Source organism: Pseudomonas grimontii, assembly GCF_007858185.1.
Classification (GTDB): domain Bacteria; phylum Pseudomonadota; class Gammaproteobacteria; order Pseudomonadales; family Pseudomonadaceae; genus Aquipseudomonas; species Aquipseudomonas grimontii.
This window is the reverse complement of sequence record NZ_VFES01000002.1, coordinates 478033-503244: the sequence shown is the minus strand read 5'-3', so window position 1 is coordinate 503244 and position 25212 is coordinate 478033. Positions and strand designations below refer to the sequence as shown.

Annotated in this window: 18 protein-coding genes; 13 read left to right on the top strand and 5 right to left on the bottom strand. The window is 61.9% G+C overall.

The features are described from left to right. Nucleotides 1–110 precede the first annotated feature (110 nt). Nucleotides 111–5006 carry an alpha-2-macroglobulin family protein gene (locus tag FIV39_RS06480; RefSeq protein ID WP_090400791.1) on the bottom strand — a complete coding sequence of 1632 codons (4896 nt, stop codon included), beginning with the start codon at nucleotides 5004–5006 and terminating at the stop codon, nucleotides 111–113. 190 nt (nucleotides 5007–5196) lie between these two features. On the opposite strand from FIV39_RS06480, the gene FIV39_RS06475 reads away from it, so the two are divergent. Together FIV39_RS06475 and FIV39_RS06470 are read left to right on the top strand one after the other, a co-directional pair. Continuing rightward, nucleotides 5197–6546, top strand: coding sequence for an MATE family efflux transporter (locus FIV39_RS06475; protein WP_090400792.1), 1350 nt, complete (start codon nucleotides 5197–5199; stop codon nucleotides 6544–6546). A 93-nt stretch (nucleotides 6547–6639) separates the two neighbouring features. Further along, nucleotides 6640–6948, top strand: a complete 309-nt coding sequence (locus FIV39_RS06470) for a hypothetical protein (protein ID WP_090400793.1) — start codon at nucleotides 6640–6642, stop codon at nucleotides 6946–6948. Nucleotides 6949–7216: 268 nt separating this feature from the next. Here FIV39_RS06470 and speA read toward each other — a convergent pair whose 3' ends face one another. The 4 genes from speA to FIV39_RS06445 all read right to left on the bottom strand — a co-directional run bounded on the left by speA (nucleotide 7217) and on the right by FIV39_RS06445 (nucleotide 11345). Continuing rightward, nucleotides 7217–9130 (bottom strand): arginine decarboxylase, encoded by a 1914-nt coding sequence (speA, locus tag FIV39_RS06460; protein ID WP_090400795.1) that lies wholly within the window; start codon nucleotides 9128–9130, stop codon nucleotides 7217–7219. A 144-nt stretch (nucleotides 9131–9274) separates the two neighbouring features. Beyond that, a complete protein-coding gene (locus FIV39_RS06455; protein WP_017849660.1) occupies nucleotides 9275–9646 on the bottom strand; it encodes a translation initiation factor Sui1 in 372 nt (123 codons plus the stop codon). 182 nt (nucleotides 9647–9828) lie between these two features. After that, the gene (locus FIV39_RS06450) at nucleotides 9829–10365 is read right to left on the bottom strand and encodes an NUDIX hydrolase (RefSeq protein ID WP_090400796.1); all 537 of its coding nucleotides are present in this window, start codon (nucleotides 10363–10365) and stop codon (nucleotides 9829–9831) included. Between the two features lie 2 nt (nucleotides 10366–10367). Next, on the bottom strand, nucleotides 10368–11345 hold the full coding sequence (locus tag FIV39_RS06445; RefSeq protein ID WP_370694842.1) for a DUF2333 family protein: 978 nt from the start codon (nucleotides 11343–11345) through the stop codon (nucleotides 10368–10370). Between the two features lie 388 nt (nucleotides 11346–11733). On the opposite strand from FIV39_RS06445, the gene FIV39_RS06440 reads away from it, so the two are divergent. The 11 genes from FIV39_RS06440 to purD all read left to right on the top strand — a co-directional run bounded on the left by FIV39_RS06440 (nucleotide 11734) and on the right by purD (nucleotide 25138). Continuing rightward, nucleotides 11734–13404 carry a response regulator gene (locus FIV39_RS06440; RefSeq protein WP_090400798.1) on the top strand — a complete coding sequence of 557 codons (1671 nt, stop codon included), beginning with the start codon at nucleotides 11734–11736 and terminating at the stop codon, nucleotides 13402–13404. Between the two features lie 53 nt (nucleotides 13405–13457). Further along, complete coding sequence (locus FIV39_RS06435) at nucleotides 13458–15419, top strand: methyl-accepting chemotaxis protein (protein ID WP_090400799.1); 1962 nt, start codon at nucleotides 13458–13460, stop codon at nucleotides 15417–15419. Nucleotides 15420–15725: 306 nt separating this feature from the next. Further along, nucleotides 15726–16181 (top strand): type II 3-dehydroquinate dehydratase, encoded by a 456-nt coding sequence (aroQ, locus tag FIV39_RS06430; protein WP_003171482.1) that lies wholly within the window; start codon nucleotides 15726–15728, stop codon nucleotides 16179–16181. Between the two features lie 24 nt (nucleotides 16182–16205). Beyond that, on the top strand, nucleotides 16206–16667 hold the full coding sequence (gene accB, locus FIV39_RS06425) for an acetyl-CoA carboxylase biotin carboxyl carrier protein (protein ID WP_027607997.1): 462 nt from the start codon (nucleotides 16206–16208) through the stop codon (nucleotides 16665–16667). A gap of 17 nt (nucleotides 16668–16684) precedes the next feature. Next, a complete protein-coding gene (gene accC, locus FIV39_RS06420; protein ID WP_090400800.1) occupies nucleotides 16685–18046 on the top strand; it encodes an acetyl-CoA carboxylase biotin carboxylase subunit in 1362 nt (453 codons plus the stop codon). Between the two features lie 282 nt (nucleotides 18047–18328). Beyond that, a complete protein-coding gene (prmA, locus tag FIV39_RS06415) occupies nucleotides 18329–19207 on the top strand; it encodes a 50S ribosomal protein L11 methyltransferase (protein WP_090400801.1) in 879 nt (292 codons plus the stop codon). A 30-nt stretch (nucleotides 19208–19237) separates the two neighbouring features. Next, a complete protein-coding gene (locus FIV39_RS06410) occupies nucleotides 19238–20476 on the top strand; it encodes a DUF3426 domain-containing protein (RefSeq protein ID WP_090400802.1) in 1239 nt (412 codons plus the stop codon). Between the two features lie 185 nt (nucleotides 20477–20661). Next, complete coding sequence (dusB, locus tag FIV39_RS06400) at nucleotides 20662–21675, top strand: tRNA dihydrouridine synthase DusB (protein ID WP_090400803.1); 1014 nt, start codon at nucleotides 20662–20664, stop codon at nucleotides 21673–21675. After that, nucleotides 21672–21992 carry a DNA-binding transcriptional regulator Fis gene (fis, locus tag FIV39_RS06395; RefSeq protein ID WP_002555375.1) on the top strand — a complete coding sequence of 107 codons (321 nt, stop codon included), beginning with the start codon at nucleotides 21672–21674 and terminating at the stop codon, nucleotides 21990–21992. Before dusB ends, fis begins: the two co-directional genes overlap by 4 nt. A gap of 81 nt (nucleotides 21993–22073) precedes the next feature. Continuing rightward, on the top strand, nucleotides 22074–23681 hold the full coding sequence (gene purH, locus FIV39_RS06390) for a bifunctional phosphoribosylaminoimidazolecarboxamide formyltransferase/IMP cyclohydrolase (protein WP_090400804.1): 1608 nt from the start codon (nucleotides 22074–22076) through the stop codon (nucleotides 23679–23681). 164 nt (nucleotides 23682–23845) lie between these two features. Next, nucleotides 23846–25138: a phosphoribosylamine--glycine ligase gene (gene purD / locus FIV39_RS06385; RefSeq protein WP_053134606.1), complete on the top strand. Its 1293-nt coding sequence runs from the start codon at nucleotides 23846–23848 to the stop codon at nucleotides 25136–25138. Nucleotides 25139–25212: the final 74 nt, after the last annotated feature.

Below are 25212 nucleotides of genomic sequence, written 5' to 3'. Positions count from 1 at the left end.
GAGGGGGCTTGCTCCCGATAGCAGTGTTTCAGTCAATGCATCTGGCAACTGACCCACCGCTATCGGGAGCAAGCCCCCTCCCACATTAGCTCCAATTCCAAGTTCAGAAATCAGCGCCCCTTGATCACCAGATCCACCGGCGTCTCCCCCACCGCCTGCCAGTTCGGCCGGTACATCGACTCCACCTGCGGCGGCGGCACGCGGTAAATGCCCGGTGTCACTGCGCGCGCCAGGTACAGCAAGTGCGTGGTGCCCTCGCCATCCAGGTTCATCGCCGCCACATACCGGTCATCCCTGAACTCCTGATGCTTGAGCGACGCGTTCTGCATCGACTCGCGCCACTCTTTCACCTGGCTGCTGGCGTTTTCCAGGCTGGCAGCACTCTGGGCCAGGTTCTGGTTTTCCAGCTCCAGGCCCGCAGGCAACAGGTCCACCACGAGGGCGTCCGGCACGCGCTGCCTGGCGCTCACCGCCAGGTGCACCAGCACCAGGTCGCCGCTATTGAGGTTGCGCAGGTTCAGCGGCTGGCCATTCATGCCCAGGTATTCACGACGGATGCTCAGGTTATCGCCACCCGGTGCCGGTGGCACCTGTGGATAACCCGAGATCGTCAGTTGCTGGTAGACCGGCACCTCGCCCTGATTGGTCAGGCTCAGATCGCCAGCAAGCAGCTTGCCTTCCAAGGCCAGCGTCGACTGTTGATTGTTCAGCTCATGCGCCCCACCGCTGCCATTGAGCAACACCTTCCAGGCCGACTCGGGCTGGGCGAACCCCAGGCGCCCGGCCAGGAACAGCGAATTGCGCTCCTGGGTCGACAGATACGGGCTGGCCGCCAATTGGTCCGACAGGGTAAACAAACGCTCCTCACGCTTGCCCTTGGCCAAGTCATTCTCTTCCAGCAATGCCAGGATCATCGCCTGGTCGCGCAGCGGGCTGCCGTAGTCGGCCAACCATTCCTTGGCGCTGCGTTGCGCCGCCAGGCCGGCCAGCAAGGCTTGATCCGCGCGCGGCTGGTCACCCATCTTCTGCAGGGCGATGGCCAGTTGCACCAACGGCAACCCGGAGCGCGCGTCGCTGCGTCGCTCGAAGATACTGCGCAACGCGCCCAACGGCGCCTGTTGGCTGCGCGCCAGCACCATGCCGGCGTAGGCCTGCACGGCAAAGCGCGTGTGGTCGGCGTTGTCGCTGTAGTCGACTTCGATCAGGTTGCGTTCCTGCACATAACGCAGCAGGCGCTCGCTGGCTTTCTTCAACGCTTCGGGCGGTACCGCGAAGCCCTGGTCACGGGCACGCAACAGGAAGTCGGTGACATAGGCCGTCAGCCAATATTCCTCTTCGCCATCCGCGCCCCACAAACCGAAGCTGCCGTTGTAGCGTTGCATGCCCAGCAGGCGCTCGATGCCCAGCTCGATCTTGCGTTTGCGCTCGGCATCCGGCTCGCCCTTGATGCTCAGGCGCTTGAGCAACGCATCGTCGGCGTACAGCGACGGGTACAAACCACTGGCGGTCTGCTCCAGGCACCCATAAGGGTAGGCCTTGAGCGCCGAGATCTGCGCGCCCAGGTTCAACGGCGGCCGGCTCGACAGGCTCAGCAGCGCTTCACGCCCGGAGGCATCGAACTGATCAAGTGTGCCGACTGGCAGGCTCCACGGCTCGCTCTTGAGCACCGCGCGGTAATGCTTGAGCAGCGCCGGGTAGGCCGGACGCACGCCCAGGGTCCATTCGCGGCTGAACGGCGGCAGGTTCTCACCGGGCAGGTCCAGGCCATTGACCGTGACTTTCACCTTGCCTTGACCCAACCCACCCCAGGCTTTCACCGGGATACGCAGGGTGGTGCGCTGGCCTTGCTTGAGTTCGACGGTTTGAACGCCGCTGTTGACCAACTCCAACTGCCCTTCGGCACTCAGTTGCACATCGAGTTTCTGCGCCTTGCCCGACAGGTTGGACAGGTCCAGGGCCAGCGTCGTCTGGTCACCGCCGGCGAGGAAGCGCGGCGCCGACAGCTCGGCGATCAGCGGGGCGGCGATCACGGTCTTGCCTTCGGCCATGCCGTAGCGGTCATCGCTCCAGGCCTGGGCCATCAGGCGCAGTTCGCCGTTGAAGTCGGGGATGTTGACGCTGACTTCACCCTCACCCTGCTCATTCAAGGTCACCGGCGCGCTTTGCAGGGCGACGATAGTCACACTGGTGTCCGGGCGCTTGCCGCCCTTGGCCAGCGCGGCGTCACCCCCAAAGGCCAGGCTGGCCAGGCGGCCCTGCCCGGCCTCGATCAATTGGCCGTAGATGTCGAACTGGTCAACGCCGTAAGCCTTGCGGCCGAACAGGCTGGAGTACGGATCCGGTGTCGGATACTCGGTGATATTAAGGATGCCCACGTCCACCGCCGCCACCAGTACATGCACCTGTTTCGGTACGCTGCCATCGGCATTTTTGGCGGCAATCTTCACCGTCAGCGGTTGTTTGGGGCGCATTTTTTCCGGCGCGGTGAGGGTCACGCCAAGCTTGCGCTGGGTGCGGTCCAGCGGCAGATGCAGCAGGCCTACCGCGCGCTTGGGGGTGATATTGGCTTTGCGCTCGCCTGGGCGAATCACCAGGGCGCTGACGTAGAGGTCATGGCGCGACCATTTCGGGTCGAGCTTCACGGCAAAACTCTTGCCCTCGGCCGGCACGTCGATTTCCTGCCACCACAGCGGCCCTTCGGCGGATTCCACCAGCAGGTAGCCTTTACCGGCAGCCGGCGGCGTAACCGTGACGTTAGCGGTATCGCCGTCGCCGTACGCGGGCTTATCCAGCGCCAGCTTGACCTGATCGGGCCGCACGGCGCCGCCTTCGGTGTTGTCCTGGGCCTGGTAGCCGGCCCAGAAACGCAGGCTGCTGACCAGGCCGGTCTGCGGGTCTTCGACCTCGACGCGGTACGGGCCCCACTCCACCTGGAAGCTGACCTTGGCGGTATCGCCAGCCTTGATGTTCAGGGTCTGTTCGTCGAGGTTGAGGAATTTCTCGTTGTAGTGATAGCTCCAGCCATCGCTGTCCGAGTAGTTCCAGTAGTAGTCACGGCGCTCGCGCACCAGGCGGACCTTGAGGTTTGGCGCAGCGAGTTTCTGCCCGTCCTGGTTGGCCACCAGCACTTCAAACTCCGCCGGGCCATCACCGTTGGTTTCCTTGCCGTCAAACAGCCCACGCAGGCCCGGCAGTTGCTCGGCCGGCCAGATCGGCTGCACCAGCCGCCGGGTGATCGGCCGCCCGCCGGACTCTTGCAGGCTGGCCTGCACGATCAGTTGCAGAGGGGATTTCGCGTCGGCCCATTTGCTTTCCAGGGTCAGTTCTTCCTGGCCCTTGGCGTCGAGCACACTTTCGTCCAGCTCGAAATCCTGGCTCAGCTCTTCTTCGGTGACGGAGCCGAATTGATAGCCCGGCAGCGCCTTGACCGCTTCGCGCAACGGTCGCACATAGACTTGCCCGCTGACGCGGTTGCCCGACGCCGGGGCACCATAGAGGTAGCGACCATTGACCTTAATCACCGGGTTATCCGCCGGGCTCAATGCCGTGTCGCTGCCCTTGAGTTCCAGCGCCAGGCGCTCGGGCAGGAAGTCTTCGACGAGGAACTCATACAGCTGCGGCTTGCCATCGCCCAGGTCGAACACCAACTGCCAGCGCCCGGTCGGTGCTTCGCCGGCCAGTTGCAGTTGATATTGGTAGAGGCCCGAGGCATCGGCATCCCATACAAACTTGCGGCTCACCTGTTCATCCGGGCGACGCACTTCGACGCTCACCGGTTGCGGCTTGACGGCGTTGCCGTCCTTGTCGCGCAGCAGGGCATTGAGCAGCACGGTTTCGCCGGGGCGATACAGGTCGCGCGGGCCGAACACAAAGAACTGCAGGGGGTGCGAAGGTTGGCCGCCAATGTCGAACTCCGCCAGATCCAGCGCGGCGCTGTCCAGGCGTAGCATACTGGTCTGCTCGCCCTGTTTGGCCAGCAGCACCTGGGCCTTTTTCGGCAGCGGCAACTCTGCGTGACCGCCCTTCTCGGTCTTGCCCTGGCCCAGCACGCGGCCGTCGGCGTCAAGCACTTCCAGGTCGACACCATCCAAGGCCTTGCCACCTTCCAGCGCCTGGGTAAACACATCCAGGCGATTGGCGTAGCGGTGCACCGACAGGCCGATATCGCTCAAGGTAAACAGCGTGGCCGGTTGCGAATAGTTGTAGGTGCCCGAAGCGCGCATCACCGCCAGGTACACGCCCGGCTGCTGCAATTGCTTGAGGCCGGCGATCGGCAGTAACAGCGTCTCGCGGGTATTGCGCGCCGGATTCAGGTCGAAACGGCCGCCGTAGACCAGGTCGGCCAGCGGCAGCAATTCACGGGATTCATAACTTTGCAGGCTGGTGTTGCGCCCCCACTGCGCCAGGAACGACGGCAGGGATTCGGGCTTGATCCGGAAGAATTCAACGTCGATCTTGTCGACGTTCAGCGCGATCACCGGCAGGCCTTCGGCCAGGCGCGTCGGCAACAGCGTGCCACGACTGGCGAAGCCGACAGTGGCTTGCAGGTCACGGGTTTCCAGGCGCGCAATGTACTCGGCGGCGAGCGTGTTGTCGTTGACCGCCTTCACCCCGGCATCCACCGTCAGCACCAGTTTGCGCTGGGGCTCCAGGTGGCGCAGGCGCAGTTCCATCAGGTTATCGGACAGCTCCCAGGCGCCATCGACCTTGCCGGACTTGCTGTCGACCAGATGGAGTTTGTCGGCAAACTTCTGCTCCGGATCCAACGGAATGGAAAAACTCACCGACAAGGTGCTGGCCCCGTCCAACTGCACCTCGGACACGTCCACCACACTCAACTCACGCCCGGCATAACGCTGCTTCAACGCCGCCACATCCACCGCCGCCTTGGCCGGTTTCGGCGCTGCCGCCACAGTGGGCGCAGATGGTGCAGCCGGTTTATCGGAAGAATCGCAGGCGCTCAGCAGGGCCAGCGCACAGGCCAGGAACAGTCCTTTGTTAAGCATGGGGCACTCGTCGTCAGAGGGAACCGAGGGGTGAACTATATATCAGCGTCGGCGAAGCCGATGTGGCGCTGGTCACATTGACCGATGGAGGGTGGTTTGGTTCTTAATCAGCTCATGCCAAGCCCCTCCCACATTGGCTCTGCGCCATGGTTGGGGGCCAGTTACAATGCCCCTCCCCCAAGGAGCCTGCATGTCCACCTTACTGACCGACTGGCGCGACCGCCCTACTCATCGCCGTGTATGGGCGTTGGCTGCGCCGATGATTCTTTCGAACATCTCCGTGCCGTTGGTCGCACTGGTCGACAGCATGGTCATCGGCCACCTGCCCCATGCCCACCAACTGGGCGCCGTGGCCGTCGGCGCCAGCCTCTATACCTTTCTCGCCTGGGCCATGGGCTTCCTGCGCATGGGTTCCACGGGCTTCGCGGCCCAAGCCGCCGGGCGCAATGATGGCGCGGCACTCCGACAAATCCTGCTGCAAGGCCTGTTGCTGGCGCTGGGGTTGGCGATGTTGCTGGGCACCGTCGGCATTCCGCTGAGCCATTTGGCCCTGGAGTGGATGCAGCCCTCCCCCGAGCTTAACCAACTGACCCGCGAGTTCTTCCACACCCGCCTGTTCGGCCTGCCTGCCGCGCTGGCCAGTTACGCGCTGGTGGGCTGGTTCCTCGGCACGCAAAACGCCCGCGCGCCGCTGGCAATTCTGCTGACCACCAACCTGGTGAATATTGCCCTCAACCTGTGGTTCGTGCTCGGGCTGGACTGGGGAGTGGTCGGCTCCGCCCGTGCGTCGGTGACCGCCGAGTGGACCGGCGCCTTGCTCGGCCTGGCCCTCACGCAAAAAGCCCTGCGCGCCTACCCCGGCCATATCGCCTGGGCCGCCTTGAAGCGCTGGGAAAGCTGGCGCCCGTTGCTGGCGGTAAACCGCGACATTTTTATCCGCAGCCTGGCGTTGCAGTCGGTGTTTTTCATGATCACGGTGCAAGGCGCACGCCTGGGCGATGCCACCGTGGCTGCCAACGCGCTGCTGCTCAACGGCCTGCTGCTGACGGCCCACGCGCTGGACGGTTTGGCCCACGCGGTCGAAGCCCTGTGCGGCCATGCCATCGGCGCTCGTGATCGCCAATCGTTGCGGCGCTCACTGGTGGTTGCTGGCGGCTGGTCACTGATCGCCAGCGTCGGCTTTGCCCTGCTGTTCACGTTCGCCGGTCACCTGTTTATCGCCATGCAAACCGACATCCCCAACGTGCGCGAAACCGCCGACATCTACTTGCCGTACCTGGCGGTACTGCCATTGATTGCGGTGTGGAGCTATTTGTTGGATGGGCTGTTTATCGGCGCAACGCGGGCGCGGGAGATGCGCAACGGGATGCTGCTGACGGTGCTGCTGACACTGCCGTTCGCCTGGTCGTTGCAGGGCTTGGGCAATCATGGCCTGTGGATAACCTTCCTGCTGTTCATGGCCTGGCGCAGCCTGACACTGGCGGCCATCGCCTGGCGGATCAAACAGCAGGGCCAATGGTTCAGCGTCGGTAACCACTGACCTACCTGTGAGTTCTGACAGGTTACAAACCGACATTCCAAGCGTTGAATGGCCAGGGGTCTACCCCTTTCATACATTCATGGAGAGTCGGATATGAACATCAGAACAGCCCTGTGGACTACTGCGGCCTGCACACTGGCCACCCTCACCGGATGCACCAATGGGCAAGGCCCAAACAGCATGGAAGGCATACAACGGTTCGAAAACAAGACGTCGGCCGAGCTGGTGGTTGCGCAAGGAGCGCAGATACACTCGCTCGCCCCAGGGCAGTCGCTTGACCTGCAAAGCAGCGCCAGGGATATCCACATAATGCGACGCAACAGCGTAGGCACCATTGACCGGGTGATTCTGCGTTACAACCCGGGAAACTGCTCGGTCGCGTTCTGCTTTGACATCTATTGACCGCGCCGAGGCCTGGCCTGCCTATTGGCTGGGGGTGGACGTGATAAAACCCGTCATCCGATCCAGCATCGGCGTCAGCCAGCGCAGCGGCCTGGCGAAAGACGCCACCAATGTCGCGTGGTTGGTACGAGTGGGGTTGACCAGAGCGAACGCTCTTAGGCGTTTGCTGACCTCACTGCGCAGGTCCTGCAAAAACGTAGGTCTGAATGTGGGAGCGGGCTTACTTCGCGAGCAAGCCCGCTCCCACATGGAACACTAGCCGCCGATATTACGAGGACAAGTAGGAAGACCGCGTCAGCCCCAGGCGCAAGGCGTCGAGGAACTGAGTTCGCTCCGACGCACTGATCTTCGCACTCGCACACTTGTCACGGTAGTGGGTCATCAACTCCTCCGGCGACAAGTGCACATAGCGCAGCATGTCTTCGATGGTGTCGTGGGTCTCGATACCGGCGCTGTACACCGAACCGTCTTCGCGCTGGTAGATGTTCACCGAGTCGGTGTCACCGAACAGGTTGTGCATGTCGCCGAGGATTTCCTGGTAAGCGCCGACCAGGAAGATACCCAGCAGGTAGTCTTCACCGTCGTTCAAGGCGTGGACCGGCAAGCTGGTCTCGATGCTCTGCTCGTCGACGTATTGCTTGATCTTGCCGTCGGAGTCGCAGGTCAGGTCTTGCAGCACGGCGCGGCGCAGCGGCTCTTCGTCGAGGCGGTGCAGCGGCAGGATCGGCAGTACCTGGCCGATGGCCCAGGTATCCGGCAGGCTCTGGAACACCGAGAAGTTGCAGATGTACTTGTCGGCCAGCTTGTCGTTGAGCTCGTCCAGCACCTGGCGGTGCGAGCGCTGACGGGCTTTGAGCGAGTTATGCAGGCGGCGGCACACGGCGAAGTAGCACTGTTCAGCCAGGGCTTTTTCGGCCAGGGTCAATTTGCCGTCGGCGTACTGGGTGGCCACGTCGCTCATGTAGTGGGTCGCGCGCCAGTAGGTTTCGGTGACCATTTCGATGTCGGTCGGGCCGAGCAGGTCCACCAGCCATTGCACGGTTTCCGGCAGGCTTTCCTTGTTGTCGATGACCGGGATTTCGTCGTTGTGTTTCTCGACGTCAGTCACCTGCACCACCAGCATGGCGTGGTGGGCGGTCAGGGAGCGGCCGCTTTCGGAGAAGATGTTCGGGTGCGGCAGGCTCTGCGCGTCGCAGAATTCCTTGAGCATACCCACGACCACGCCGGCGTAGTCATCCATGTCGTAGTTGATCGAGCTGGCGTTACGCGAGTGAGTCCCGTCGTAGTCCACGCCCAGGCCGCCGCCCACGTCGATGTGGTCTACCGGCAGGCCGAGGTTGCGCAGTTCGCCGTAGTAACGAATGGCTTCCTTGAACCCGTGCTGGTAGTCGGCCAGGTTGGCGATCTGCGAGCCCATGTGGAAGTGCAGCAGGCGGATGCCCTGGTCCAGGCCGGCCGCGCGGAAGCGCTCGACCACCGACAGCAGTTGCGCCGCCGACAAACCGAACTTGGACTTCTCGCCACCGGTGTCCGCCCACTTGCTCGACGCCAGGGACGACAAACGCACGCGCAGGCCAACCTGTGGCTTGACCTTGAGGCTGGCAGCCTCTTCGATCACCAGTTCAACTTCGGATTCTTTCTCGATCACGATAAATACGTTGTGGCCGAGCTTTTGGCCCATCAGCGCCAGGCGGATGAACTCGCGGTCTTTATAACCGTTGCAGACAATGGTGCCGCCCTTCGGCGCCAGGGCCAGCACAGCCAGCAGCTCAGGCTTGGAGCCGGCTTCGAGGCCGATGGACACGTTCTGGGTGGCAATGATGTTCTCGATCACCGCCTCCTGCTGGTTCACCTTGATCGGGTACAGCGCGGTGTACTTGCTCTGGTATTCCAGGCGCTCGATGTTGGCGTCGAAGGCACCGGTCAGTTGGCGTACCCGGTCTTGCAGAATGTCTGGGAAGCGCACCAGCAACGGCAACGACAGGCCGCTCTTGCGCAACTGGTCGACTTGCTCATAGAGGTCGACAGGCGTGCTGTTCGGGCCGTTCGGACGGACTTCAACGCGACCGGCGTCATTGATCGCGAAATACCCGGCCCCCCAATGGCGGATCCCGTAAACACTGCGGCTGTCCGCAACTGTCCATTGGCTGCCATCGTCTTTGCGTGTGCGTCGTACGGACATCGAAGTCCCCTATAAATGAAGGCGAAGGCGCCGCCTCTCGTTCGAGGCTGGCGCAGTCTAAAGAATGAAAATGACGATTTGCCTGTAAGCAAGGTCAGACCTCACTCGCAGGACAGAGTTTAGACACAGGTTGGGAAGAGGCTTTCAGCCGCCGGACTTCTTGGCCTTGTAACCGAGCTTGATCAGCTCGGCCAACAGCAGTTCGACGTGATCACCCTGAATCTCGATGACGCCGTCTTTCAACGCGCCACCGGTGCCACAGCGCTTTTTCAGCGTGGTGGCCAGTTCTTTGAGCGCGTCTTCAGCCAGGGGCACGCCGGTGATGGTGGTCACCGTCTTGCCGCCACGGCCTTTGCTTTCGCGACGCACGCGGGCAATACCGTCGCCTTCGGGAATCAGGGTTTGTTTGCAGGTACACGCATCCACGGGCTGACGACAGTCCGGGCAGTGTCGACCTGCGTCGGTGGAAAATACCAGGCCGCCGAGGGCGGCGAAGGATGCGGCTTTTTTGGCCACCGGCAATCCTCTTGGGAGGACAAAGACTGATCGGCACCCGCAAAGGAGGTCACCGACCGCGAAGCCCCACTCAGGCAGGGGCAGCGCTACCGACCCGCCAAGGCGGTTCGGGTGAAAAGTCGCGCAGTGTAACGGCAAAAAGCTTACTTGCTAAGAGCCAAATGGCGCCAATTTATGCAACTTTAGCGACGTGAGGCCAGATAACGCCGCAGGCCCTCTTGGGCGTCCGGGCAGTAAGGCTTTTGCTGCGCCTCCTGCAGGACAGTTTCGACAGGTAAAAAGCGCGCTTCCATGACTTCTTCAGGCTGCAGGCGCAGGGGTCCGTCCCAGGTCGCCGAGTAGGACTTGCACCAGAGCCGGCTGTTGCCATCTTCGAAGTAGAAATGGTCATGTTCGATCAATTCAACCCCACCAACCCCCAGTTCCTCTTCCAGCTCGCGGGCCGCCGACACCGCGTAGGACTCGCCCGCCGCGACCATCCCGCCCGCCGCCGTATCCCAGAAACCCGGGTACAGGGCCTTGCTCAGGGTGCGCCGATGCACGCACAGCTCACCCTTGGAATTGAACAGGAAGATAAACGTGCAACGACCGATCAGGCCGCGCTGGCGCAGGTCGGACCTGACGAGGTGGCCGAGCAGGTTGTCCCGCTCGTCGACCCAGCAGATCAGTTCGGCATCGGAGGCTACGCGGTGCGCAGCCTCCTTTTGAGTCGCGTCCATCATCAACCCTGGTTGAGCAGTTGACGCAAATCGATCACCGCCGCGTTGGCCCGGGAAATGTAGTTGGCCATTACCAGCGAATGGTTAGCCAGCACGCCAAAGCCGCTGCCGTTGAGGATCATCGGGCTCCATACCGGCTCTTGCGAAGCCTCCAGCTCACGAATGATCTGGCGCACGCTGACGGTGGCGTTTTTCTTGGCCAGCACGTCGGCAAAGTCCACTTCGATGGCGCGCAGCAGGTGGGACAGCGCCCAGGCCTGGCCGCGGGCTTCGTAGAACACGTTATCGATCTGCATCCATGGGGTTTCCACCACTTCTTCGTCGACCTGCGGCACTTCACCCGGCGCCAGGGCTTCGGTTTTCAGTGCGGTGTTCAATTTGACCCGGCCTACGCTGGCCGACAGGCGTTGCGACAGCGAACCCAGGCGGGTGGCAACATCGCCCAGCCAGTTGTTCAGGTTGTCGGCGCGGGCATAAAACAAGGCGCCACGCTGATTCGGGTCGGACAGGCGCGCTTCGTAGCGGCTCAAGGAGTTGATGCCTTCCTGGTATTCCGACTCACTGGACGGCAGCACCCAGCTCTTATTGTCGAAATTGAAACGCGGCTCGGCCTTGGCCAGATCAGCGTCTTCGGCCGACTGCGACTGGGAGCGGGCGAAGTCTTTACGCAGGGCGCGGGTCAGGTCGCGCACCTGCACCAGCACGCCGTACTCCCAGCTGGGCATGTTGTCCATCCACAGGCCCGGCGGGAAACGGTCGTTGGAAATATAGCCACCGGGCTTGTTCAGCAACGTGCCGACCACGGTCTTGAGGGTTTCGACGGTGGTATAGCCCACCACCATCTGCTTGCCTTCCTTCTCGGCCGCGATTTGCGCGTTTTGCTGGACCGGGAACAGCGCCGGCTCTTCGCTCCAGTACCAACCCAGGGCGCCGGTGACCAATAGATACAGGCCGAGCACGCTGAGCACGGCGCGGCTCATCAGCAGGGTACGAAAATAGCTGCGGTTGGCCGACTTGGGCTCAGGGGCGGGGCCTTTGGCACTGCCCGCACGGTTTTTCCAGTCCAGCATGGCGATATCCTTTCAATCACTTGAGTTCATGCACTTGAATTGAGGGCGTGCGTTCAAACACTCCGACCACAACCCTACCCCATCGTGCCCGCCCATGCGGGGCTTTTCACCAAACGGCGTAGGGGAAGCGTTCGACTATAAAGGATGCACGCTGTTTAAGCTGCGCGACCACCAGGTCATCAACTGAATATCAGTGACACGCAGTTAATTGACATATGACACTCATCCCACTGAAAAGAGGTGCTAGCATAGAGCCATCAGTTCGACCTCAGCATCCACCCTCACTAGTAGTCAGGATATGACCGAGCCAGAAGACCCCAGCCGTGAGCGTCTCAAGCAGCATTTTGCCCAGCGGGTAATTCATCAGGCACGTCAAATTCTTGAGATCTGGCAGCGCCTGCAACGCAGCGAATGGTCAGGCGCCGACCTCTCCGAACTCAGCGAAGCCAACCTGCGCCTGCAGCGCTTCGCCGAGCGCTTCGAACAGCCCGAGCATGGCCAGCTGGCGTGGCACATCGGCGAGTCACTCAGGGCGGTGGATGAAAACCGCGGCCGCTTGAGCAGCCAGTTGATCACCGAACTCAACCGCTTGATGCAGCGCCTGTCCCGCACCGGCCTGCGCCAGGGCGACCAGCTGGAACAAACCTTCCTGCCGCCGATGCGCAAGCCGATCTACGTGATGCTGGCCGATCACGACCGCGCCGAGCGCCTGGCCAAGCAGCTGGAATTTTTTGGCATGAGCGCCCAGTCCCTTGACAGCGTGGCAGCGTTTCGCGCCGCGATGAGCGAGCGCCTGCCCTCCGTCATTGTAATGGACGTGGATTTCTGTGGCGCCGGCCTGGGCCTCAAGCTCGCCGCCGAAGCCCAGGAAGGCCTGGAGCATAAGCTGCCGCTGTTATTTTTCAGCCTGCACGAAACCGACACGCCCACCCGCCTGGCCGCCGTACGCGCCGGGGGCCAGGAATTCCTCACCGGCACGCTGGAAGCCTCCAGCCTGCTGGAAAAGATCGAAGTACTGACCTGCGTTGCCCAGTACGAACCGTACAAAGTGCTGATCATTGATGACTCGCGGGCCCAGGCGCTGCACACCGAGCGGTTGCTCAACAGCGCCGGCATCGTCACCCGGACCTTGATCGAGCCGATCCAGGCCATGGCCGAGCTGGCAGACTTCCAGCCCGACCTGATCATCCTCGACATGTACATGCCGGCCTGTACCGGCACCGAGCTGGCCAAGGTGATTCGCCACAATGACCGTTACGTCAGCGTGCCGATCATCTACCTGTCGGCCGAAGACGACTTGGACAAACAGCTGGACGCCATGAGCGAAGGTGGCGACGACTTCCTCACCAAGCCGATCAAGCCGCGCCACCTGATTACCACGGTACGCAACCGCGCTGCCCGTGCGCGCAACCTCAAGGCGCGGATGGTGCGCGACAGCCTGACCGGGCTGTACAACCACACCCATATCCTGCAATTGCTCGAAGACTGCAGCTTCCGCGCGCGCCGCGAGAACAAACCATTGAGCTTTGCCATGCTCGACATCGACCACTTCAAGCGGGTCAATGACAGCCACGGCCACCCCATGGGCGACCGTGTGATCAAGAGCCTGGCGCTGTTTCTCAAGCAACGCCTGCGCAAGACCGACTACATCGGCCGCTATGGCGGTGAAGAGTTCGCGATTGTGATGCCTGACACCGACCTGGAGTCGGCCTGCAAGGTGCTGGATGAGATTCGTGGACGCTTTGCCGAAATTCACTATCCGGCGCAGCCTCAGGACTTGTGGTGCACCTTCAGCGCCGGGCTGGTTGAGCTGGGTGACGGTTCCGACAGCCTGATGATGGCCGCCCAAGCCGACGAGGCGCTTTACCGCGCAAAGCATGCCGGGCGTAACCGCGTGCAAGCTGCGCGCACATCAAAGCAAAGTGCCATCTTTTCATCAGAATCCAGTGATTCCGTCATAACCCTGTAATGAAAACGCAATAACTTCAGGCACTTATCTTTTGCTGCCGGTTGATACCACGCATGCGCCTGAAGCTGCTGACCAATCTCAATACCCTCCTGCTGGTGGCCGTGTGCCTGGCGCTTGGGGCGACGCTGTGGTGGTCGCAACGGGCGCTCGAACGGCCTTATTTGCTGATGGAACGCTACCTCGGTCTGTCACAGACCTTCCAGAACCAGGCCGCGCGTAATATCGACGACTACCTGGGCAGCGGCGATGCATTGCGCTTGAGCAGCGCCAGCCAGAGCCTGGAAAGCCTGTTACAACACCTGGATGAACTGCCCGCCGACCTCGCGCAAAACCTGCGCCCCAGCCTCGCGGACCTGGATGCCTTCAGCAAGACCGACCTGCTGGCGGCCGGTAAGTTGGCGGGTGACCCACAAGCCTTGTTGCTGCAAGCCGAGCGGGAGCTGGGCGCCAACCTGGAGCAGTTGAGCCAGTACGCCATGGGCGTTAACACCGCCGAAGCGGCGCGCTACCTGCCGCCGCTGCTGGCAGCCTCCCAGCACCTGGGCAAGCTGTCCCTGGCCCGCGGCAAACTGGTGAGCAGCGGTCGCGCGGAACTGGCGGACGATGTGGAGCGCGAAGTCGGCAATATGCGCAGCCAGGCCGAGCTGCTGGAGCAACTGCCCTTGCTGGGCGTAAAGGCCAGCACAGAATCCAACACCGATGACTTTTCAGCCTTGATGGGCCTGGAAAACACAGCAAAAACCGAAGCCCAGGACACCGGCGTCGACCTCAAGCGCGAGCTCAACGGCCTGCTGACACGCTACCCCGCCGAACTCAAGCGTACCCGCACGCAGATCCAGCAGCGTGCCGACCTAGCCGCCGCCACCCATTTGAAAATCGCCGCCGTTCAACAGGCCATCGCCGGCCTGGAGCCAGTGGTGCGTGCGCAACACGGCAAGATCCAGGGGGAAGTGCGCCTGATGCAAGGGGTGATGATCGGCCTGATCTTGCTGATCGCCCTGCTCATCGACACCCTGCAACGGCGCCTGGCGCGGGTGTTGACCAACCTGGCACCGGCCCTGTCGACCTGGGGTGAAGGCAACTTCAGCCAGCCGATCACCTTGGGTAAAACCAACCGCGAACTGCGCGACATCGAAACATCCCTCAACCGTTTACGCGCCTACCTGGTGGATCTGGTGGGGACCATTCGGGGCAATGCCGAAGAAGTCGCCGGCAGCAGCCGCGCCTTGGCCGAACTGAGCAGCGGCCTGCACGACGGCGCCGAACGCCAGGCCGGGGATACCGCGCAGATTCGTGATTCCCTGGGCGAACTGGAAGCCACCATCCAGCAAGTCGCCGGTGATGCCAGCCAGGCTGCCGGTGCCAGCCGCAGCGCGGGCCAGGCGGTCGAGCAAGGCCAGCGTGTGATCGGTCTGAGCCTGACCGGCCTGCACGCGCTGGTGGGTGAAGTGCAGCAAAATGCGCAGATGATCGAGAAACTCGCCGAAGAGTCCGCCACCATTGGCGGCGTATTGACCGTGATTCGCTCGATTGCCGACCAGACCAACCTGCTGGCGCTCAACGCCGCTATCGAGGCCGCACGCGCCGGTGAGGCCGGGCGAGGTTTTGCCGTGGTCGCCGACGAAGTGCGCACCCTGGCCCAACGCACTGCCGGCGCCACCGCCGAAATCCAGGGCTTGATCACCGGCCTGCAAACCGCTGCGCACCAATCGGTGCAGGGCATGCGCGCCCAGGTCGAACACGCCGAGGCCACCGCCCAGCAAGCCCAGGCAGCCGACGGCGCGCTGGATGAAATCGTCGGCGCGATCCAGACCATTTCCGACACCGCCGTGCGGATTGCCGATGTGACGGCGCAGCAAAGTGGCGCCGTGAGTGAAATTCGCGATAACAGCGAGCGGATTCATCAGTTGGGTGAGGACAACCTGCTGCGCATCGGCCAGGGCCGCAGCCAGGGCGAGCACCTGTTGGTACTGGGTGGGCAGCTCAATACGGCGGTGCAGGCGTTCCGCGTCTGACCTGCCCCCTGAAGATCCACAATCAATGGAGATCAAAATGTGGGAGGGGGCTTGCCCCCGATAGCGGTGGGTCAGTTACAGATACTGAGACTGACACACTGCAATCGGGGGCAAGCCCCCTCCCACATTTGATCTCCATGGGATTCAAGGGCGTATTACCCATGAACGAATCCCAGGCCCCAGTCAAAAATTTTGCGCAATCCTCGCTAATCGTGCCGCCTACTGCATAGAACTGGACAGTCACAAAGGCTTTGCGGCATAGTCGCCGGGTTCTGCCTTGCCCACATCAATAACAAGGAACAGCCGATGGCGACCTTACTGGTTCTTCACGGACCCAACCTGAACCTGCTCGGCACCCGTGAACCGGGCGTCTACGGGGCAGTGACCCTCGATCAGATCAACCTTGACCTGGAACGACGGGCACGTGAAGCCGGCCACCATTTGCTCTACCTGCAAAGCAATGCCGAGTATGAATTGATTGATCGCATCCATGCCGCGCGTGGCGAAGGCGTGGACTTTATCCTGATCAATCCCGCCGCTTTTACGCATACAAGTGTTGCATTACGTGACGCGCTGCTGGCGGTGAGCATCCCATTCATCGAAGTGCATTTATCGAACGTGCACAAACGCGAACCTTTCCGCCATCACTCTTACTTCTCCGACGTTGCGGTAGGAGTGATCTGCGGCCTTGGCGCCAGCGGTTACCGACTGGCCCTGGAGGCCGCCCTGGAACAGCTTGAAGAACAGGCCAAGCGCCCCTGACCGACCCTTGGGAGTTGATGATTCATGGATATCCGTAAAGTTAAGAAACTGATCGAACTGCTGGAAGAATCCGGTATCGACGAGCTGGAAATCAAGGAAGGCGAAGAGTCCGTACGGATCAGCCGCCACAGCAAGACCCCGGCCCAACAGTTCTACGCACCACAGATGCAGGCACCGGCACCCGCTGCTGCTCCGGCCGCCGCGCCTGCTGCCGCCGCTGCACCTGCCGCACCGGCAGCCCCTGCGCTGAACGGTTTCGTGGTCAAGTCGCCAATGGTCGGTACGTTCTACCGCACCCCGGCACCGACCTCGCCAGCCTTCGTTGAAGTGGGCAAGACCGTGAAAGTGGGCGACACCATCTGCATCGTTGAAGCGATGAAGATGATGAACCACATCACGGCCGAAAAAGCCGGCGTCATCGAATCCATCCTGGTAGAAAACGGTCAGCCGGTTGAGTACGACCAGCCGCTGTTCACCATCGTTTGAACCGCGGAGCGCCTTCGATGTTGAAACCTGCGAAGAAACTGCAAAAAGTCCTGATCGCCAACCGCGGCGAGATCGCGCTGCGTATCCTGCGCGCCTGTAAGGAAGAGGGCATCAAGACCGTCGCTGTTTACTCGACGGCCGATACCGAATTGATGCACGTGAAACTGGCGGACGAAAGCATCTGCATCGGCCCGCCACTGGCCACGAACTCGTACCTGAAAGTCTCGAACATCATCGCCGCCGCTGAAGTGACCGGCGCTGATGGCATCCACCCAGGCTACGGCTTCCTCGCGGAAAACGCCGATTTCGCCGAACAGGTGGAAAAATCCGGGTTTGCCTTCATCGGCCCGAAAGCCGACACCATTCGCCTGATGGGCGACAAGGTCTCGGCCAAGGACGCCATGATCGCAGCCGGCGTGCCAACCGTTCCTGGCTCCGACGGCCCACTGCCTGAAGACGAGGAAACCGCTCTGCGCATTGGTCGCGAAGTCGGTTACCCGGTGATCATCAAGGCCGCCGGTGGCGGTGGTGGTCGCGGCATGCGCGTGGTGCACAAGGAAGAAGAGCTGATCGAAGCGGCCAAGCAGACTCGCTCCGAAGCGGGCGCCTGGTTCGGCAACCCGATGGTCTACCTGGAAAAGTACCTGACCAACCCACGTCACGTGGAAGTGCAGGTACTGTCCGACGGCCAGGGCCACGCCATCCACCTGGGCGACCGCGATTGCTCGCTGCAACGTCGTCACCAGAAGGTGTTGGAAGAAGCACCGGCACCGGGCCTGGACGAGAAAGCCCGCCAGGAAGTCCTGGCGCGCTGCGTCAAGGCGTGCATCGACATCAACTACCGTGGCGCCGGTACCTTCGAGTTCCTCTACGAGAACGGCCGCTTCTACTTCATCGAGATGAACACTCGTGTGCAGGTAGAGCACCCGGTTTCGGAGATGGTCACCGGTATCGACATCGTCAAGGAGATGCTGAGCATCGCCGCCGGCAACGTGCTGTCCTTCACCCAGGACGACGTGAAGATCCACGGCCACTCCCTGGAGTGTCGGATCAACGCTGAAGACCCGAAGACCTTTATCCCAAGCCCTGGCCTGGTCAAGCATTTCCACGCGCCCGGCGGCAACGGCGTACGTGTGGATTCGCACCTGTACAGCGGCTACAAGGTCCCGTCCAACTACGACTCGTTGATCGGCAAGCTGATCACCTGGGGCGCCACTCGCGACGAGGCCATGGCCCGTATGCGCAACGCCCTGGACGAAATCGTGGTCGACGGCATCAAGACCAACATCCCGCTGCACCGGGACCTGGTGCGTGATGAAGGCTTCTGCGAAGGTGGTGTAAACATTCACTACCTGGAACACAAGCTGGCCAACCAGTAAGTGCTCCACCCAACAAAGCCGCCTTCGGGCGGCTTTGTTGTTTGTGGGCCCTCTACTTTTTTGAAGATGTACACCGTCAAAATGTGGGAGGGGGCTTGCCCCCGATGGCGGTGGATCAGTTACAGATGCTGAGACTGACATACTGCAATCGGGGGCAAGCCCCCTCCCACATTTGACCGGGGTGCAGTCAGTAGTGTCGTCTTCTGCCCGCCGCTGGCGTAAACTTGCGCGCTTTCGCGACCTCGCTCGTCGCACACTCATTTTTATTCAAAGGTGCCCGCCATGCCTTGGCTGCAAGTCCGTCTCGCCATCAGCCCAGAACAAGCCGAAACCTACGAAGACGCGTTCCTCGAAGTGGGCGCCGTCTCGGTCACCTTCATGGACGCCGAAGACCAACCCATCTTCGAACCCGAGCTGAACACCACGCCGCTGTGGTCCCACACCCATCTGCTGGCCCTGTTCGAAGACGGCACCGACGCCGCCGCCGTGCTGGCGCACATGGAATTGCTCACCGGCAGCCCGTTGCCCGAGCATCACAGCGAAATCATCGAGGACCAGGACTGGGAACGCAGCTGGATGGACAACTTCCAGCCGATGCGTTTCGGCCAGCGCCTGTGGATCGTGCCGAGCTGGCATGCCGCCCCAGAGCCTGATGCGGTCAACCTGCTGCTCGACCCAGGCCTGGCGTTCGGCACCGGCACCCACCCCACCACCGCGCTGTGCCTGGAATGGCTGGACGGCCAGGACCTGACCGACAGCCACGTGCTGGATTTCGGCTGCGGCTCGGGGATCCTGGCGATTGCCGCCCTGTTGCTGGGCGCCAAGGAAGCCGTGGGCACCGACATCGACGTACAGGCCCTGGAAGCGTCCCGCGACAACGCCGGGCGCAACAACATTGCTGAAGGCAAATTCCCCCTCTACCTGCCGCAGGATTTGCCCCAGGTGCAGGCCGACGTGCTGGTCGCCAATATCCTCGCCGGCCCGCTGGTGTCCCTGGCACCGCAACTGTCGAGCCTGGTCAAGCCGGGCGGGCGCCTGGCGCTATCGGGCATCCTCGCCGAGCAAGGTGACGATGTCGCCGCAGCCTACGCCAAGGATTTCGAGCTGGATCCGATCGCTAACCGTGATGGCTGGGTACGCATCAGCGGGCGTCGGCGCTAGAATGAGCGCTTGCCTGAATCGGATGGCCGCATGACCGACAGTTTCGTCACCCAGTGCCCGCATTGCCAAACCCGCTTTCGCGTCAACCACGCTCAATTGAGCGTGGCTCGCGGCGTGGTTCGCTGCGGCTCGTGCCTGCAAGTCTTTAACGCTGCTCGCCAGTTGCTGGAGCAGCGCGCCCACGCGCCTGTGCCGGAGCAGCCGACCGCGATCGAGCCCGCGCGCGAAGCAGCGCCTGAGCCACAGCGGGCAATCAGCCAGAAACAGTGGACCGCCGAAGAGCTGGACCTGGACAACCTGGACCTGGACGAAGAACTGGCCAAGCTGGAACGCCGCGAGATTCAGCACACACTGCCCGTGGGCGCAGAACGCCGTCAGCCCGGCGCCGACCGTCGACAGAAAGAAGACGCGCTCAGCGCCAGTCGCGAAACCGTCAAGGCCGAAGAAGAAAAATGGGCCGCCAGCCTGTTCAGCGAACCGCCTGAAGAACGCGTCAACGCACCCGCAGACGAACCTGAACCGACCAAAGCCCCTGCGACCAGGCAGCGCACCGAGCCATCCATGTCGTTGCACATCGACGATGAGCCAGCACTGCGCTCAACCCCGGAAGATGAACACACCGACCCGCCGTTCACGCCCCTGACAGTGGCAGCGGATGAAGCGGAGCCCGAAGAGCGCACGCAATCGCGTCGCAAGCGCCCACGCCCCGAGGCCGGCGTCCATGACGACCTGCTCCAGGACCTGGAAGATGACCCGCTGCACCTGTACGCGCAAAAGCGCCCGCAGGGCCTGGGCCGCCGCCTGATCTGGATGCTGCTGGTACTGATCGCCGCCGCCGGCCTGGCCGCTCAGTACATTGCCTATCAATTCGACGATCTGGCCCGCCAGGACGCTTATCGCCCATGGTTCCAGCAACTGTGCCCGACATTGGGCTGCACGGTGCCGTCACGGGTCGATATTGCCCATATCAAGAGCAGTAACCTGGTGGTACGCAGCCACCCGGAATTCGCCGGGGCGCTGGTGGTGGATGCAATCATCTACAATCGCGCGACGTTCTCCCAGCCCTTCCCGCTGCTGGAACTGCGCTTTGCCGACATCAATGGCAACCTGATTGCCAGTCGTCGCTTCAAGCCCGCCGAATACCTCAATGGCGAGCTGGCGGGGGGGATCGAAATGCCATCACAGACCCCGATCCATATCTCCCTGGACATCCTCGATCCCGGCAATAAAGCCGTGAATTACAGCTTGAGCTTCCACTCGCCCGAGTAAATCGGCGCACGCACCGAAGCCTGCCGATGGATTATTGACTTGGCGCCGCCCATCCAAACCGGCGGCGATAAAGAAATAACTGTTCAGATTTTATCCAATTCAGCCTTTATCCAGTCATCGAGAGCGGGTATCATGCCAACCCTTTTTCGAACTCTAATGATCCGGCCCCACAACAGGGAAGTCCTATGTCGGCGGTACGCATCGGCCCATACACATTGCAGAACGGCTTGATTCTCGCCCCGATGGCGGGGGTTACCGACCAGCCCTTTCGTCAGCTGTGCAAGCGTTTGGGCGCGGGTCTAGTAGTCTCGGAAATGGTCACCAGCGACATGAGCTTGTGGAACACCCGCAAATCGCGGATGCGCATGATCCACGAAGGTGATCCCGAGCCTCGCTCGGTACAGATCGCCGGTGGCGATGCACAGATGCTGGCGGATGCGGCCCGGGCCAACGTCGAGTTGGGCGCACAGATCATCGATATCAACATGGGCTGCCCGGCCAAGAAGGTCTGCAACAAGGCCGCCGGTTCCGCGCTATTGAAAGATGAGCAGTTGGTTGCCGAGATCCTGCAGGCCGTTGTCGCCGCAGTGGATGTGCCGGTGACCCTGAAGATTCGTACCGGCTGGGACCGGGACAACAAGAATGGCCTGACGGTGGCGAAGATCGCCGAACAGGCAGGCATTACAGCGTTGGCAGTGCATGGTCGCACCCGCGCCGATCTTTACACCGGTGAAGCCGAGTACGACACCATCGCCGCGATCAAGCAGGCGGTGTCGATGCCGGTATTTGCCAATGGCGACATCGACTCAGCCGAAAAAGCCCGGCGCGTGCTGCATTCCACCGGCGCCGATGGTGTGTTGATTGGCCGGGCAGCACAGGGACGGCCGTGGATTTTTCGTGAGATCGAGCATTTTCTGCGTACGGGTGAAGTCCTGCCGGCGCCGGAGTTGGTCGAGGTGGAACGTATTCTGCTAGAGCATCTGGCTGCACTTCACACCTTCTATGGAGAGGTGATGGGCGTGCGTATTGCTCGCAAGCATGTGGGTTGGTATCTCGCAACCCTGCCGGGCGCCAGGGAGTTTCGCGCCGGGTTCAATCGTTTGGATGAAACGCAAGCACAGGTCACCGCCGTTCGTGAGTTTTTTGCCGAACGAGACAAGAGCCTGAGAGCAGGGGACGGAGAATGGGTGGCCGCATGACGATGATGACCGAGACTTTAGTGAGTGGAACAACACCCGTGAGCGACAACGTCAATTTAAAACAGCACCTCAACACGCCGAGCGAAGAAGGCCAGACCCTTCGCGGGAGTGTCGAGAAGGCGCTGCATAATTATTTCGCCCACCTTGAGGGCGCTTCCGTCACGGACGTGTACAACCTGGTGCTCTCCGAAGTCGAGGCACCCTTGCTCGAAAGCGTGATGAACTACGTCAAGGGCAACCAGACCAAAGCCAGTGAGCTGCTGGGCCTCAACCGTGGCACCTTGCGCAAAAAGCTCAAGCAATACGATTTGCTGTAAGCATTCAATCCAACCAGAAAGGCGCCCGCGTAAAACCGGTCGCCTTTTTTGCTGACTCCTTTGCTTTTGATGGAAATTGAAATGACCGACCAGACTACCCGCCTGCCGATCCGCCGCGCCTTGATCAGTGTCTCCGACAAGACCGGGATCCTCGAATTTGCCCGGGAGCTGGAAGCCCTGGGCGTGGAAATCCTCTCCACGGGCGGGACCTTCAAACTGCTGCAGGACAACGGCGTGGCCGCAGTGGAAGTCGCTGACTACACCGGTTTCGCAGAAATGATGGACGGTCGCGTCAAGACCCTGCACCCGAAAATCCACGGTGGCATCCTCGGCCGTCGCGGCATCGACGACGCCATCATGACCGAGCACGGCATCAAGCCGATCGACCTGGTGGCCGTTAACCTCTACCCGTTCGAAGCCACCATCAACAAGCCAGGCTGCGACCTGCCGACCGCCATCGAAAACATCGATATCGGCGGCCCGACCATGGTTCGCTCCGCAGCCAAGAACCATAAAGACGTGGCCATCGTGGTCAACGCCGGCGACTACGCCCAAGTGCTCGAAAGCCTGAAAGCCGGCGGCCTGACCTACGCCCAGCGTTTCGACCTGATGCTCAAGGCGTTCGAACACACCGCTGCCTATGACGGCATGATCGCCAACTACATGGGCACCGTGAACCAGGCGGCTGAAACCCTGTCGACCTCCGATCGCAGCCAGTTCCCGCGCACCTTCAACAGCCAGTTCATCAAGGCCCAGGAAATGCGCTACGGCGAGAACCCGCACCAGAGCGCGGCGTTCTACGTGGAAGCCAAGCCTGCCGAAGTGGGCATCGCCACCGCGACCCAACTGCAAGGCAAGGAACTGTCCTACAACAACGTGGCCGACACCGACGCCGCGCTGGAATGTGTGAAGAGCTTCGTCAAGCCGGCCTGCGTGATCGTCAAGCACGCCAACCCGTGCGGCGTGGCCGTGAGCCCGGACGCTGAAGGCGGCATTCGCCAGGCGTACGAACTGGCCTACGCGACCGACACCGAATCGGCCTTCGGCGGCATCATCGCGTTCAACCGTGAACTGGACGCCGAAACCGCCAAGGCCATCGTCGAGCGTCAGTTCGTCGAAGTGATCATCGCCCCTTCCGTGAGCGAAGAAGCCCGCGCCATCGTGGCGGCCAAAGCCAACGTGCGCCTGCTGGCCTGCGGCGAGTGGTCGGCTGAACGTGCCGCTGCCTGGGACTACAAGCGCGTCAACGGCGGCTTGCTGGTACAGAGCCGCGACATCGGCATGATCGGCAGCGCAGACCTGAAAGTGGTGACCAAACGCGCCCCGACCGAGCAAGAGATCAACGACCTGATCTTCGCCTGGAAAGTGGCCAAGTACGTTAAATCCAACGCCATCGTCTATGCCAAGAACCGCCAGACCATCGGTGTCGGCGCTGGCCAGATGAGCCGCGTGAACTCGGCGCGTATCGCCGCGATCAAGGCTGAGCACGCCGGTTTGCAGGTGGCCGGTTCGGTGATGGCGTCCGATGCATTCTTCCCGTTCCGTGATGGCCTGGACAACGCCGCGAAAGCCGGCGTGACTGCCGTGATCCAACCGGGCGGCTCGATGCGTGATGCAGAAGTCATCGCCGCTGCTGATGAAGCGGGTATCGCCATGGTCTTTACTGGCATGCGCCATTTCCGCCACTAACGTGGAGCTGCAAGTTTCAAGCTGCAAGCGACAAGTAGGAGCAGGACGGTGGTGCTTTTACTTTTGCTTGCAGCCTCTCTAATTCAAAGCTGGATGCTGCACTTCGGAGCGATCGCTTCTAACTTGCAGCTTGCAGCTTGTAACTTCCTCCGAAGGAGTCTGACTTGAACGTCCTCATCATTGGCAGCGGTGGCCGTGAACACGCCCTGGCCTGGAAAGTTGCCCAGGACCCACGCGTCCAGAAAGTCTTCGTCGCCCCCGGCAACGCCGGTACCGCCATCGAAGCCAAGTGCGAAAACGTCGCCATCGACGTACTGGCCCTTGAGCAACTGGCCGACTTCGCCGAGAAAAACGTCTCCCTGACTATCGTTGGCCCGGAAGTGCCCTTGGTTGCCGGTGTCGTAGACCTGTTCCGCAGCCGCGGCCTGGATTGCTTCGGCCCCACTGCCGGCGCTGCCCAACTGGAAGGCTCGAAAGCCTTCACCAAGGATTTCCTGGCGCGCCACAAGATCCCGACTGCCGACTACCAGAACTTCACCGAGATCGAGCCGGCCCTGGCCTACCTGCGTGAAAAAGGTGCGCCGATCGTGATCAAGGCCGACGGCCTGGCCGCCGGTAAAGGCGTGATCGTCGCCATGACCTTGCAGGAAGCCGAAGACGCCGTGCGCGACATGCTCGCCGGAAATGCCTTTGGTGACGCTGGTTCACGTGTGGTCATCGAGGAATTCCTCGACGGCGAAGAAGCCAGCTTTATCGTGATGGTCGATGGCAAGAACGTGCTGCCGATGGCCACCAGCCAGGACCACAAACGCGTCGGCGACGGCGACAGCGGCCCGAACACCGGCGGCATGGGTGCCTACTCCCCTGCCCCGGTGGTTACCGCCGACGTGCACCAGCGCGTGATGGACCTGGTGATCTGGCCGACCGTGCGCGGCATGGCCGACGAAGGCAACGTGTACACCGGTTTCCTGTACGCCGGCCTGATGATCGACAAAGCCGGTAACCCGAAAGTCATCGAGTTCAACTGCCGCTTCGGTGACCCGGAGACCCAACCGGTGATGCTGCGCCTGCAATCGAGCCTGGTGCTGCTGGTGGAAGCCGCACTGGCCCAGGCCCTGGACAAGGTTGAAGCGCAGTGGGATCCACGTCCAAGCGTCGGCATTGTGCTGGCAGCCGGCGGTTACCCTGCCGACTACGCCAAAGGCGATGTAATTGAAGGCCTGGACGCGGCGGCTACGCTGGAAGGCAAGGTGTTCCATGCCGGCACCGCGCTTAAGGATGGCAAGGTTGTGACCGCCGGCGGTCGTGTGCTGTGCGCTACCGCAATGGGTGCCAGTGTCGACGCTGCACAGCAACAGGCGTACAAACTGGCCGCGAAAATCGACTGGAAAGGCTGCTTCTACCGTACGGACATCGGCTACCGCGCCATTGCCCGTGAACGTGGCGAAAGCCAGTAACACAAGCTATCCGTTCGGTTAGGCAAGGGCCTCTGGCCCTTGCCGTATACAGGCCTCCCCGCGCATAGTTAACC

Coding starts and splice junctions, on each gene's coding strand:
- FIV39_RS06480 (WP_090400791.1), bottom strand. CDS start 5,006: ATGCTTAACAAAGGACTGTTCCTGGCCTGTGCGCTGGCCCTGCTGAGC.
- FIV39_RS06475 (WP_090400792.1), top strand. CDS start 5,197: ATGTCCACCTTACTGACCGACTGGCGCGACCGCCCTACTCATCGCCGT.
- FIV39_RS06470 (WP_090400793.1), top strand. CDS start 6,640: ATGAACATCAGAACAGCCCTGTGGACTACTGCGGCCTGCACACTGGCC.
- speA (WP_090400795.1), bottom strand. CDS start 9,130: ATGTCCGTACGACGCACACGCAAAGACGATGGCAGCCAATGGACAGTT.
- FIV39_RS06450 (WP_090400796.1), bottom strand. CDS start 10,365: ATGGACGCGACTCAAAAGGAGGCTGCGCACCGCGTAGCCTCCGATGCC.
- FIV39_RS06445 (WP_370694842.1), bottom strand. CDS start 11,345: ATGAGCCGCGCCGTGCTCAGCGTGCTCGGCCTGTATCTATTGGTCACC.
- FIV39_RS06440 (WP_090400798.1), top strand. CDS start 11,734: ATGACCGAGCCAGAAGACCCCAGCCGTGAGCGTCTCAAGCAGCATTTT.
- FIV39_RS06435 (WP_090400799.1), top strand. CDS start 13,458: ATGCGCCTGAAGCTGCTGACCAATCTCAATACCCTCCTGCTGGTGGCC.
- aroQ (WP_003171482.1), top strand. CDS start 15,726: ATGGCGACCTTACTGGTTCTTCACGGACCCAACCTGAACCTGCTCGGC.
- accB (WP_027607997.1), top strand. CDS start 16,206: ATGGATATCCGTAAAGTTAAGAAACTGATCGAACTGCTGGAAGAATCC.
- accC (WP_090400800.1), top strand. CDS start 16,685: ATGTTGAAACCTGCGAAGAAACTGCAAAAAGTCCTGATCGCCAACCGC.
- prmA (WP_090400801.1), top strand. CDS start 18,329: ATGCCTTGGCTGCAAGTCCGTCTCGCCATCAGCCCAGAACAAGCCGAA.
- FIV39_RS06410 (WP_090400802.1), top strand. CDS start 19,238: ATGACCGACAGTTTCGTCACCCAGTGCCCGCATTGCCAAACCCGCTTT.
- dusB (WP_090400803.1), top strand. CDS start 20,662: ATGTCGGCGGTACGCATCGGCCCATACACATTGCAGAACGGCTTGATT.
- fis (WP_002555375.1), top strand. CDS start 21,672: ATGACGATGATGACCGAGACTTTAGTGAGTGGAACAACACCCGTGAGC.
- purH (WP_090400804.1), top strand. CDS start 22,074: ATGACCGACCAGACTACCCGCCTGCCGATCCGCCGCGCCTTGATCAGT.